We start from the raw sequence: 12,228 nt of genomic DNA, 5'->3' as shown, positions 1-12,228 counted from the left end.
ATTATTCTAATCGAGTCCCAGAGAATCAACGAAAACTTCACCGCTAAAGGTGAGTTCCGCCCCCCCCTGCAAAAAGACGTTACCGTCTTCAATGATAACTTTCAGAATTTCACCGCCGGTTGTGCGGATGCTGACCGCAGCATCGGTCAGTCCCTGCTCATGAAGAGTCAGCTGTACTGCACTGACACCGGTTCCGCAGGCATAGGTTTCGTCTTCTACACCTCTTTCATAGGTGCGCACAATCAGGCTGTCGTTATCGGAAATCTGCACGAAGTTGACGTTTGTCCCTGCGGGGGCAAAAGCTTCATGGTACCGAAAAGCAGCACCGAGCTTCTTGATATCCACTTCTTCAACATCGGCCACCTGCACTACTACGTGGGGAACGCCTGTGTTGGCGAAATGATACTCATATTCTTCACCGTCAATTTCCAGAGTCTGCTTTACGACCAGACCTTCAGGCGGAGTCAACTGAACTTTGACCTCTTCCAGCATCGGGAAGACCTGAACTTTAATCGGTCCGGCATCGGAACCGAAGGTGTGTTCTTCACCGGCAATGCCCATCGCATGGGCCAGACGCCCGGCACAGCGGGAAGCGTTGCCGCACATCTCGGCTCTGGAGCCATCGGAATTATAAAACTGCCAGACGAAATCAAGGCCGGAACCTTCAGGCGCATTTTCAATAAAGAAAAGTCCGTCAGCGTAGACACCGAAAGCACGCTGACAAAGCTTCTTTGCCCAAAGCTCCATTTTTTCAACCGGAACACCAAGCTCACGGTTATCGATAATTACGAAATCATTGCCGCAGCCCTGCATTTTATAAAAAGGAACAGATTTTCCGAACATTTTACTCATTTGGCAGCCTCATTAGTATAATGATCTAAAGTTTAATAATTCATTCCGCCGGCACCGGGTCAATTTTGACATCATCAGGATTCAACAACGCGGGAGCGCAGACGGCGTGCCAGATACAGAAAAGGTGTATCCATAACCGCCACTATAACCTTAAACAGGTAAGTGGTAAAAAGAATTTCTACCCAGACCTCAAAGGGGAAAAGACCCCACAAGGCAACAAGGCAGAACACGGAAGAATCAAGAAACTGGCTGAGCAGGGTTGACGCATTGTTGCGCAGCCAGAGGTGGCGCTCACCCATCTTATCTTTAAGCAGGTGAAAAATATATACATCATTTAGCTGAGAGACAACATACGCGGCCATGCTGCCCAATGCAATACGGGGTAGAAAACCGAAAATAGCCTCAAGGTGGGGCTGCGCAAAATCATCAGCAGCCGGGACGAACTTAAGAGCCAGCTGCATATAAACAACAGCCATCAGTAAAACCACAAAGCCCAGATAGACGGCTTTCTTTGCTTCTTTCTTACCATAAAACTCGCTGAGCATATCAGTTGAAAGAAATACACTGGCGTAAAGAATGTTGCCGAGGGTGGTGGTCATCCCGAACAATTCGATTGTCTTCAGGACCTGAATGTTACACAGAATCAGGTTGAACACAATCAGGCCGAAAAGGCCTATTTTTCCAAAAAATCTATAAATAACAAGCACAAGACTTAGGTCCATAACCGCAAAGCCGAGCCATAATAATTCGTTCATCACATATCTCCTGTATGCGCGTTCCGTAAGTAAACACTACTATCGTAAACGCCGCAACATAATAAATACGGGCCTTCACGGCTCCGGGGTTTGCTCCTAGCGTAATTTATACTGAAAATCCATACAAAAAAGCGGCCCCGACAATCGGGACCGCTTTAATCCAGCCTGACAGCTATAGGCTGAAGGAAACCTTCTTTAATTTACATAATCCGCAGCTTGGGTCTCATTGGAGAAACAACCACACGGTTACGACCCTGCATCTTGGCATCGTAGAGTGCTTCATCGGCCTTGCGCACAATCTCGGTATCCTTTTCAAGGCTTCCGGGACGCACGGAAGAGACACCGATGCTGGCGGTGATAGTAAAACTTGCATCCTGATAGGTCATGGTACTGCCCGCAATCTTCTCCCGAAGCCGTTCAGCGAGCATACGGGCCTGATCTTCAGTGGTATGCGGCAGCAGGATAGCAAACTCTTCGCCGCCGTAACGGGCGATAAAATCTGTGGACCGAAAAGTCTTTTCAAACATGCGGGCCACTTTTTCCAGTACCATATCCCCGGCCATATGCCCGTAGGTATCATTGACGGCCTTGAAATGATCAAGATCGATCATGAGCAGGGCGAGTTCGGTATTCAAACGCTGATGGCGCTTGAACTCTTCGACCAGCCTTTCGTCAAAGCTGCGGCGGTTGTAGACTCTGGTCAGACCGTCACGGTTTGCACGGGTCTTAATCTTCTCGAACATTATCGCGTTACTCAAAGCGAGGGAAAGGTGGTTCACTGCTGCATTGAGTGTAGAAACCTGATCCTTTGCCAATCGGACATTGCGTTCGCAAAGCATGACCAGACAACCGAACTTCTCACCACGGGCCACCAGCGGCAGAGCCAGAATCCTCCCTGATTCCGGGCTGTAAACCATATTGGTGGACACTGCGGGAATTGTTTCAGCCATGTTGTAGCTGGACACATCCATGCCGCTGAGTGCAACCACATTTTCGATCATCAACTCAACCCATTCTTTCTGGACACTTTCAACCTGTCCGGGATTGATAAAAATATCGGCGTCAATATGCTTTCCGGTAGCGAGAACATTCCAGAAGGCCCCCTGCACGGAATAAACCGGAAGCAGCATCTTAAGGTCTTCGGCTGCCTGACCGAGGATGTCAGCAACTTCGAGACGTTCTGTGGCATTAGAAAGAACAGTGTTCAGGAACTGTAATTGTTCTGTCTTGCGGGAGAGCAATTCACGCTCAAGGATTATTTCCTCGGTCATACGGTAAAGATCACCGTAAAGCCCGGAAATTTCCTTGGCCCTGAAAAGAGCATCCTGCACCTTGGAACTGGTAAGCGGAGAGCTGACCACAGCAAGAAATCCATCTTCAAGGACACGCTCAAGATCAGTATTCTGTGTATCGTCTTGAATAAGGATGCGCTGGGTGGATTCAAGATTGCGATATGCGGAACGACGCTCCTCCGGCAGTTCCTCCCAGACTCTCTGCGGAATCCAGGTTGCGGAAGGCTTTTCCTTGTTGCTCAGCTCTTTTTCGCCGGGCAGGGAACGTTCAGAAAAATTTCTCAAAAAGAATCCGGGACCGAGGGAATCCTCAATCTTTCCGGCTTCTGCTGTATTAAGACCGAACCCCCAAAGCAGTTCGGGTCTGTCTCCTCTTTTCATTTTGGTCTCCTTGGTTGCCTGTTTAAGCTGTCAGAAACAGTTTTCCACCCAAGTTTTTGCAAAAAAGGGACCATATAAAAACAAGGACGTCCGGTATTGCGGTCAGACATTCAGAGACTCTTTCCTGAGTCCGGCACAAAAGCATTTAAAACAAGACATTAAGCAGTTAATCAAGTGCGTATTATAAATTTCAAAGCGTATGTAAACTGCTGCATAAGAATACGCTTAATGCAAATAAAAGGAAAACTCTGCCGGGAATTTGACATGCAATAACCTCCAGAAGGGGAAAATAAATCCTTTGACAAGAACATGCCAAATGTGGCTTGAAATAACGTATGAAAACTCAAAGAATATGGGGAACTCTGGACCCATTCCATGAAAGCGGGCCTATTCTGGGCAGGAAGGTGGCCAACGAGGGATTTCTTAACGGACTGCTGAGTCTTGATCCCTTTGATGAATATCACTTTTTTCTTTCCGGAGAAGGCGTCAGAAAAGGACTGCATTCCTTTTTCTGCAAGACCTACCCCGCCCTTATCGAGCATAACCGGGTCAGAATAATGGATCGCCGGGATCTTCCGGCAGAACTTGCCCAGCGTGAATATTTCTGCTTCCACCAGTCGGACTGCATAAATTATCCGCCCCATCTGGGCCGGTTGCGCAACGCATACGCCCACAATATTTTTCCCATTACCGGAACAACCCACTCTTTGAGCTACAGCAATTACGGCTCATTTTTCCTCAACCACCTCTGGTCGGGAACAACCGCCAGGGACTGTATCGTCACCACTTCCAGAGCAGGTAAACTTGTTGTTGAAAATTATTTCAAACACCTACGGGAAGGATTCTGCCTGAGCGAGGAAACCCACCCTGCGCCACAAGTACGAAGAATTCCGCTCGGGGTCACTCCCGGAGAGCTAAATCCGGCGGATGAAGCCCAAAAAGCACAGGCCAAACGCAACATCGGAATTGACAGTGACGACGCCAGGATCAATATCCTCGTCTTCGGACGCATTGCACACTATTCTAAGATGGATGTCCTACCTCTGCTGCGCGCCCTGCAACGTCTTTTCGCCAACGGATTGGACCGGAACAGCATCCGGCTGCTTCTTGCCGGATGGCTGGACGAAGAGGACGATTTCCCTGATACACTTACTCAGCTCTGCCGCAATATGGGACTCGACCTTTCGATCATCGGACGCCCCTCGGATAAGCGCAAAATAGACCTTTTCCGCGCGGCTGATATTTTTGTTTCCATCTCCGACAACCCGCAGGAAACATTCGGAATTACTGTACTGGAAGCAGGCGCGGCCGGACTGCCGGTAATCGCATCCGACTATGACGGGTACAAAGATCTGGTTGTTAATAATGAAACCGGAATCCTCATAGAGACCATTGGACCTGAAGCCACCCCGGATCTGGACATCATAGCTCCGCTTTGCTTCGACAACCACTACCATCTACTCATGGCCCAGCAGACAGCGCTGGAAACACCCAAGCTGGCAGCAGCTCTGGAAAAACTCATTAATGACAAGCAACTACGATTAGACATGGGACTGGCTGGAGCAGAAAGGGTGCGAAAAAATTTCAGCTGGTCCAAGGTTGTTGAAAGCCACGTAGCCCTCTGGGAAGAGTTGAATACCATCCCGGTAAACATCAACGAACTACGCGACAGGCTCCATCCCGCACAGGTACGGTTGGGAGAAACATTTTCACATTATCCAACCCGGACATTAAGCCCTGAAACCAAGCTGGTTACCGGAACTACCGGTCAGGCCATCTACCATGGAAAAGAATTTCCGCTTATTTATAGAGGTATAGACCGAGTCCTGAATCAGGAGATTATCCGCAAAATGGCATTCCTCGCCCGAAAACCGATCAGCACAGCCCAATTGACAGAAAAAATAATCTCCATGGCCGGGGAAATGGGTGAACGTGATGCCCAGTTCCATATCCTCTGGTCACTGAAACACGACATTCTGGAAAAAGTATGCTGACCCGGACCGTAGTCCACCATAGCGCCCTTGCCAAAAGCGGCGGTGCGACCAAGGTCGCAACCATGCTTCATGCCGGGTTGCTCAACGCCGGGCATGAGTCCATCCATTCCTTCGAGGCATCGGAAAAACCGGGAGACCGGCTGATTGCGCCGGAAGAGGCCGCACAATCCATCCCTGAGGGCAGCATTGTGCACCTGCACTCTTCCGCCGATCCAGTCCGCTTTTTGCGCGCACTCCCTACTAATACAAGAATTGTCATAACCCTGCATGATACCCAGTTGATAACCGGAGGATGCGCCTCCCCAATGGACTGTGCACAATTCAGCTCAGCATGCAGTAATTGCCCGCGAAACTTCCCGGACAGTAAACGCTCCCGCCAAGAAAAGATTGCGGCGTTAATCGAATCGGAGGCCGTACTGGTCTCACCTTCCGGCTGGCTGGGCAGACTGGCCCGCAAAGCAGATCCCGCGCTGAAGCCTAAAATCATACCCAACGGCACAGCATGGCCGGAGAAACCAGCAGATCAGAAAGAAGCCCGGCAGCGACTCGGAATCCATCCAGCTTCAAGAGTTTTGCTCTTTGTTGCCCATGGCGGAACGGAAGCGGCCTATAAATCCGGACCTGAATGGAAAAGATACTGGCTGGAGATCAAGCAAGCCGTCCCTGAAGCTCTGTGCTTCGCTATTGGCGGCAAAAGTAATAGCAGGGATGGCGATTTCATCTCTATTCCCTATGTCCAAAGCGCCATGCTGGATAAATTCCTGGCCGCTGCAGACGTTCTGGCTTATCCAACCCTCGGGGATAACCACCCGCTGATTATCCTTGAAGCCATGGCCCAAAGCCTTCCGGCAGTAAGTTACGCTGTCGGCGGAATAGTTGAACAGATTTCGGACGGGGAAAACGGAATCCTGATTCCCCCTTATGAAAAACAAATATTTACCGAAAAGATATCCATGCTCTTAAAAAATCCCAGTCTCTCCCGGAAGATGGGCAGCAGGGGATTTCATACTGGTAAAAAACGCTATTCCAGTGAAAGAGTTCTCGGAGATTACACCAAATTATATTACAATCTTGTGTAATTCGGTGTTAACGTGTTATTATTTTATATATTTCCTAAATTATCACGTGATCCGGGTTGACTTTTTTCCGTGTTTAAACTGGAAATGACTTTATTAATCAGAATATGAAGATAAGAAAAATCTTTCATTAACAAGCATTTCAGGCTAACATTATAATGAGCTGATGCTGTTCCATTAAATGTTGCTTGCTCGATACATTCTTTTTTTCAGGGGAGGATGACAATGTCCCAAACTAATATTCTACTTGAATCAGGCACTAATGAACTTGAAATAGTTGAATTTTACATTGACGAAGTCGACAATGTACATGAAGGTTCCACTCGCCGCAGCTATTACGGAATCAACGTTGCCAAGGTCGTTGAAATTATCCGCCTGCCTGAGTTGACCGACATGCCCGATGCGGCAAACGATGCTGTTCTGGGTGCTTTTGATCTCAGGTCGGAAATTATTCCCCTGATCGATCTTAGCCGCAGAGTCGGTAAAAATAGAATCGAAGACGAAGCTCCCAAGGTCATCGTCACCGAATTCAATAAAATTTCCACTGCTTTTCTCGTCTCCGGAGTAACCCGAATCCACCGCATCAGCTGGGAACAGGTTGAAGCTCCGAGCAAACAGGTTTCTTCGCTGACAGCGAACTCCATTACCGGAGTGGTCAAACTCGAAGGGCGCATCGTTTTCCTGCTTGACCTTGAAAAAATAGTCGCTGACCTCAACCCGGACATGGACCTGACAGACGTGCCGGAAGCATCCCTCGTCGACAAGATCGAAAAACGTCAGCTCAAAGCACTGATTGCCGATGACTCCACCATGATCCGCCGTATGATCGGCCAGATGCTGGAAGATGCAGGTTTTCGTGTAACCAGAACCCACAACGGTAAAGCCGCGTGGGATAAGGTTATGGAATGGAGGGCAAGAGCTGAAGCAGAAGGCAAGGCCATTAACGATTTTCTCGACATCGTAGTCACTGATATTGAAATGCCAGTCATGGACGGTCACAACCTGACCAAACGCATCAAGGATGACCCGGAACTGCGTCACCTGCCGGTGCTGCTCTGCTCATCCATCATCACCGACACCCTTTACCACAAAGGTGAATCTGTCGGTGCAGATGACCAGATTTCCAAAGCTGAAATCAACCAGCTGGCAGAAAGGGTCTTCAAGCTCATCGAGAGAGCAGGAAACTAATAGTTTTCACCAACCTCGAAATATTCAAAAGCCCCGCAAGGACACCTTGCGGGGCTTTTCCACTTTTCAGGCAGCTTGAAAAGCTACTTAATCCAGATGATTGAGCACTGACGCCCTGTCTGCTTGTCCCTGCGATAGGAAAAAAAACTATCCGTCATGGAATAGGTACACAGGTCAACAGAGTAGATATTTCGCCGTGACAATCCAGCTTCATGCAGCTGGTCTATGGTCAATTTCCAAAGATCAACGGTGCTGGTCTCCTTATCATAATATGCTTCAAATCCCGGCTCGAAATCGGATTCAAAATTCACGAACTGGGCAACTGAAGGACTAAGACTTGGGCCGCGTACAGCCAGTAAATCCTTTGGATCACAGCTGTAACGCTCGCAGATATCCGCCACTCCCTTGCCCGGGAAATTAATGGAGTTTCCGCGCCAGCCATTGTGCAGTCCGGCCACAAAATCACCGTTTTTATGGGCGATCATGATCGGCTGGCAATCTGCGGTTTTGATCACCATGGCATGGCCTGCCGTTTTTGTGGCAATTCCGTCCCCTTCAAGAACAGGCTTATCCGCAGGGGAACCTTCCTCCAGATCATAATGCATAACATCGCCATGGACCTGAATACACTCATGCCAGTGGGTAATTCCCAACGATGCGGCAAACTCAGTGCGGTTTGCCCGAACATCAAATGGATCATCACCCACATCATAGGAAATATTGCCCCCGTCATACGGGGATTTACAGCAGCCGCCGCTTCTGGTGCTGAAGGCCACCGAAACTTTCTCCAGTCCCGGAAAAACAAAAGGTATATAACTTATTTTTGCCATATCAATTCCTTATCTGTGCAGACCAGCTGCACATTTTTATCCCACGGTTCTATGGGGAAACCATCCACCAGCTGAAAGCTGTAGCAGACCCCCACGGACAGAAAGCCTTCCTTTTGTGGACGGGCCAGAAAACGATCATAATAGCCGCCCCCGAACCCGATACGGAAACCGTTGCGATCAAATCCCACCCCGGGGACAATAATCAGGTCAGGGGAAACCGCACCTGGAAACTCGCAACGGGTTCGGCATGGTTCCTTGATGCCGAACGAACCGGACATCAGATCCGCTTCAGCGCGAACCACGCCAAAATCCATCTGTCCCGGTTCATTTTTGCGACAGCAGGGCATGAAAAGTTTCTTGCCGCAATTCCAGGCATCCTCAAGCAGCGGGCGAACATCCACTTCGTTCCTGATGGGCCAATAGAGCAGAACTTCCCCGGCTTTAGTCCATTCTTCAAGAGACATCACCGATTCAACTATGCTGTGACTCATGGAATCCACATCCGGTCCGCGCATGGTTGAACGTTTTTCCAGAAGCTGCCGTCTAATTATTTCTTTATCCATCTCAGTCACCTGTATCCCGGTTGTAATCATGAGATGGAAAAATTAAGCACAACCCGGTAACAAAAAGCAATCACCAAGTGCGACAATAATGAAAATTTATCTATCCCCAAAAAGCCCGCCCCATTGCAACCATTGGTTTTTGGGGCCAATGATGCTATCCAGTATCCTTCTGGAAACAAGGACTGATACTACCAACAATCCAGCGATATATAAGCGGAGGCAGCATGGCTGAACCCCAAAAAAAATGGATCGCTTTCGGTGATATTCACCAGAGCCTGAGATTTGTGGATCTCATCCCGGAGATTGAAGAGGTTTCCGGTGTAATAGTCACTGGTGATCTGACAAACCATTCCCCGGCAGGGGCGGTTGAAAAAGTCTGGAACGCTATTTACCGCAAGAACAGCAGTATCCTTGCCCAGCAGGGCAACATGGACCGGGACAATGTTACAGAGTTCCTGAAATCAAAAGGAGCCAACCTGCATTGTGAATACCGTGAACTGGATGCAGGAATCAAAATCATGGGCGTTGGCTGTTCCATTCCAACTCCCTTCGGAACTCCCGGTGAAATTACCGAGGAAGAAATGGGCCGATATCTCGAAGAAACCCACGCCGGACTCGGGGACTACGCACAACTGCTGCTGGTCGTTCACGACTCTCCGTTCAACACCAAGCTGGATGTCATCGGCAACGGCATGCATGTCGGCAGTAAAGCTGTGCGTGATTTTATTGAGAAGCACCAGCCGGAAATTGTCATATGCGGTCATATTCACGAATCCAGCGGAGAAGATGTCATCGGCAAGTCCCGGATTTTCAATCCCGGCATGGCTTCAGGCGGCGGCTACGTGCTCGTTTCCGTCACTGACGGCAAGCTGGACGCAACCCTTAAGCAGATTTAATCATGAGTAAACTTAGATTTGTCTGGGTCGGCAAGGTAAAGGAACCCTTCTTCCGCGACGCCTGCGCCCATTATACCAAGAAGCTGGGACGATTCCACAAGCTGGAAGAAACCATCCTTAAGGATGCTCCTGGCAAGTTTCCGCCGCAAGACAAAGTAAAACATGAAGGCAAGGCCATCATGGGCAAAATAAAGCCCTCTGACATGCTTATCTGCCTTGATGAGAAGGGTAAGGAAATGACTTCGGTTGAGCTTTCCACGCACCTGCAACGCTGGACCGAAGACCCGAACCTGACTCCTACTTTTGTCATCGGGGGGCCTTTCGGATTAGCGGACGAAGTGAAAAATGCCGCCCGGATCAAGCTTTCACTAAGCAAAATGACCCTGCCTCATGAACTGGCCCGGACCATGCTGCTTGAACAGCTCTACCGCGCAGCTTCAATACTTCGCGGCTCGCCTTATCATCACGTTTAATAATACTTGGCCTCCGGCGGCTTAAACCCTTTTGAAAAAGGGTTTAAGAATCCCAAAAACTTTTGTTTCGGCTTCGCCGCCGGTGTTTATAAATTTGGCGGAAATCCTCGCCTTGGAGATATTTATGCTTAAAATGGATTACCTTGAAAGGCTGGAAAAATACATGACTTCCGGTGACATGAAATTCGAATTCGACAACGGAACTGAAGAGAAAAGATTTGAAATCCTCGAATTCCTAGAAAAACTCATGGATGTAGCTGAGATAGCCGACGAGCACGCCACCAAACTGATCTTCAAAGGCGGCCTGCTGGAACAACTTTCAGGCATGGGTCAGGAAAAAGAAGAGTAATAAAATTATCTCTAAAGAACGCAATAAGTATTAAAAGAAAAGGGCCCTCGGAGAATCTCCGAAGGCCCTATTTTTCGCACGGAAAATAAAATCTAAAGCTTGGTGACCCTGACCACCTCTTCGAGGGTAGTCACACCTTCTCTCACCAGACGGATACCATGATCCACCATGGTCTCACGGCCCATTACATCGGTAGCGTAAGCTTTAATACGGTCAGAAGACGCAGTGTCCATAATCAGGCCACGCATTTCTTCGGTAACCGGGATCAGCTCGTATACCCCGCGGCGTCCGCTGAATCCGGTAAAATTGCAATGCTCACAACCGGGCCCGGCAGTCTGTGTGGTAGGTAATCCTTCCGCATCATCAAAGAGCTTGTGGGTGTTCTGAGACACTTCCACTGTCTTGGAGCAGTGTTTGCAGTTAACACGCACCAGACGCTGTCCAAGCACTAAAGAGATGGAAGAGGCCAACAGGAACGGTTCAATGCCCATATCGAGCATTCTGGTTACCGCTGTAGCCGCATCGTTGGTGTGCAGGGTGGAGAGCACAAGGTGACCGGTCAGGGATGCCTGAACAGCAGTACTTGCGGTTTCCTGATCTCGAATCTCACCGACGAGGATAATATCGGGGTCCTGACGCATGAAAGAACGGATGGTTTCCGCGAAAGTCATGCCAGCAGCCTTGTTGACCTGCACCTGATTGATCCCGGAAAGCTGATATTCCACCGGATCTTCAACAGTTACGATGTTCTTGTCATCACGGGGCAATTCGCTGAGTCCGGCATAGAGACTTGTTGTTTTACCGGAACCGGTCGGACCGGTAACAAGTACAATACCATGCGGCTGTGCAAGGACCTTCCTGAACAGCTCAAGATCAGGACCTTTGAGGCCGAGGTCTTCAAGGTTAAGAATGTTCTTGGAGCGGTCGAGAATACGCAAAACAGCCTTTTCTCCGCTCATTGTAGGAATAGTGGAAACACGGACGTCGACTTCCTTCTGTCCGAGTTTGAGAAAAATACGTCCATCCTGCGGCTTGCGGCTCTCGGCAACGTCCATCTCACCCATGACCTTAAGACGGGCGATAACTGTAGGCTGAAGGCCTTTATCCAAACGTTTGACGGCCTTGAGCACACCATCCTGCCGGTAACGGACTACAAAGCCTGTGCCTTGTCCCTCAAAATGAATATCACTGGCTCCGGTAGCAATTGCCTGATGCAGTGTTTTGTTGACCAGCCTGACGATAGGCGCATCATCATGTGACCAACCGAGCAGATCCTGCCCGTCCTCTCCTTCAGCTTCATCAGAATCAGATTCAATAGCGCTTTCCTCTTCCCAGACGGTAAGCGCCTGTTCAAGCAGCGGAAAGAACTCTTCTTCCGCCACAATCTCAGACACCACATTCTTGCCCATTTTCCAGGCCAGAAAATCAGCCATAGGCAGGGACGTTTCGTTCTGCAAAAGGAATTTAATCTCTGTATCGCGAACTTCAACAGGGATGAATTCACTGCGCTGGGGAAAGGTCAAAAACAGATCAACCACTTCCCGCGGAACCAGATTCAAATCATAGGAGGTACTCAATT

Annotated in this window: 12 protein-coding genes; 6 read left to right on the top strand and 6 right to left on the bottom strand. The window is 49.1% G+C overall.

The features are described 5' to 3' along the window. Nucleotides 1-6 precede the first annotated feature (6 nt). The 3 genes from dapF to ACNI29_RS08015 form a co-directional block, all read right to left on the bottom strand. Nucleotides 7-852, bottom strand: a complete 846-nt coding sequence (dapF, locus tag ACNI29_RS08025; protein WP_419781680.1) for a diaminopimelate epimerase — start codon at nucleotides 850-852, stop codon at nucleotides 7-9. 74 nt (nucleotides 853-926) lie between these two features. Continuing rightward, nucleotides 927-1,607 (bottom strand): queuosine precursor transporter, encoded by a 681-nt coding sequence (locus ACNI29_RS08020; protein WP_419781679.1) that lies wholly within the window; start codon nucleotides 1,605-1,607, stop codon nucleotides 927-929. A gap of 200 nt (nucleotides 1,608-1,807) precedes the next feature. Further along, complete coding sequence (locus ACNI29_RS08015) at nucleotides 1,808-3,280, bottom strand: sensor domain-containing diguanylate cyclase (protein WP_419781678.1); 1,473 nt, start codon at nucleotides 3,278-3,280, stop codon at nucleotides 1,808-1,810. 335 nt (nucleotides 3,281-3,615) lie between these two features. Between ACNI29_RS08015 and ACNI29_RS08010 the strand changes: the two genes are divergently transcribed. The 3 genes from ACNI29_RS08010 (at nucleotide 3,616) to ACNI29_RS08000 (ending at nucleotide 7,538) form a co-directional block, all read left to right on the top strand. Further along, a complete protein-coding gene (locus ACNI29_RS08010; protein ID WP_419781677.1) occupies nucleotides 3,616-5,274 on the top strand; it encodes a glycosyltransferase family 4 protein in 1,659 nt (552 codons plus the stop codon). Then, nucleotides 5,268-6,353, top strand: coding sequence for a glycosyltransferase (locus ACNI29_RS08005; RefSeq protein WP_419781676.1), 1,086 nt, complete (start codon nucleotides 5,268-5,270; stop codon nucleotides 6,351-6,353). The genes ACNI29_RS08010 and ACNI29_RS08005 overlap by 7 nt, the downstream gene beginning before the upstream one ends. A 222-nt stretch (nucleotides 6,354-6,575) precedes the next feature. Further along, nucleotides 6,576-7,538, top strand: coding sequence for a chemotaxis protein (locus tag ACNI29_RS08000; protein ID WP_419781675.1), 963 nt, complete (start codon nucleotides 6,576-6,578; stop codon nucleotides 7,536-7,538). A gap of 83 nt (nucleotides 7,539-7,621) precedes the next feature. Here the strand turns inward: ACNI29_RS08000 and ACNI29_RS07995 are convergent, their stop codons facing one another. After that, complete coding sequence (locus ACNI29_RS07995) at nucleotides 7,622-8,368, bottom strand: purine nucleoside phosphorylase YfiH/LACC1 family protein (protein ID WP_419781674.1); 747 nt, start codon at nucleotides 8,366-8,368, stop codon at nucleotides 7,622-7,624. Beyond that, nucleotides 8,356-8,931, bottom strand: coding sequence for a 5-formyltetrahydrofolate cyclo-ligase (locus ACNI29_RS07990; RefSeq protein WP_419781673.1), 576 nt, complete (start codon nucleotides 8,929-8,931; stop codon nucleotides 8,356-8,358). The genes ACNI29_RS07995 and ACNI29_RS07990 overlap by 13 nt, the downstream gene beginning before the upstream one ends. A 224-nt stretch (nucleotides 8,932-9,155) precedes the next feature. On the opposite strand from ACNI29_RS07990, the gene ACNI29_RS07985 reads away from it, so the two are divergent. From ACNI29_RS07985 to ACNI29_RS07975, 3 genes are all read left to right on the top strand, one after another. After that, nucleotides 9,156-9,827, top strand: a complete 672-nt coding sequence (locus ACNI29_RS07985) for a metallophosphoesterase (RefSeq protein ID WP_419781672.1) — start codon at nucleotides 9,156-9,158, stop codon at nucleotides 9,825-9,827. A 2-nt stretch (nucleotides 9,828-9,829) separates the two neighbouring features. After that, on the top strand, nucleotides 9,830-10,300 hold the full coding sequence (locus ACNI29_RS07980) for a 23S rRNA (pseudouridine(1915)-N(3))-methyltransferase RlmH (protein ID WP_419781671.1): 471 nt from the start codon (nucleotides 9,830-9,832) through the stop codon (nucleotides 10,298-10,300). Between the two features lie 124 nt (nucleotides 10,301-10,424). After that, nucleotides 10,425-10,649 carry a hypothetical protein gene (locus ACNI29_RS07975; RefSeq protein ID WP_419781670.1) on the top strand — a complete coding sequence of 75 codons (225 nt, stop codon included), beginning with the start codon at nucleotides 10,425-10,427 and terminating at the stop codon, nucleotides 10,647-10,649. Between the two features lie 92 nt (nucleotides 10,650-10,741). On the opposite strand, the gene ACNI29_RS07970 is transcribed toward ACNI29_RS07975, so the two are convergent. Next, a complete protein-coding gene (locus ACNI29_RS07970) occupies nucleotides 10,742-12,226 on the bottom strand; it encodes a GspE/PulE family protein (protein ID WP_419781669.1) in 1,485 nt (494 codons plus the stop codon). Nucleotides 12,227-12,228 lie beyond the last annotated feature (2 nt).

The sequence above is a fragment of the Maridesulfovibrio spiralis (SeqCode) genome, from assembly GCF_048571135.1.
Lineage (GTDB): Bacteria > Desulfobacterota > Desulfovibrionia > Desulfovibrionales > Desulfovibrionaceae > Maridesulfovibrio > Maridesulfovibrio spiralis.
This window is presented reverse-complemented; position numbering and strand designations above follow the sequence as displayed.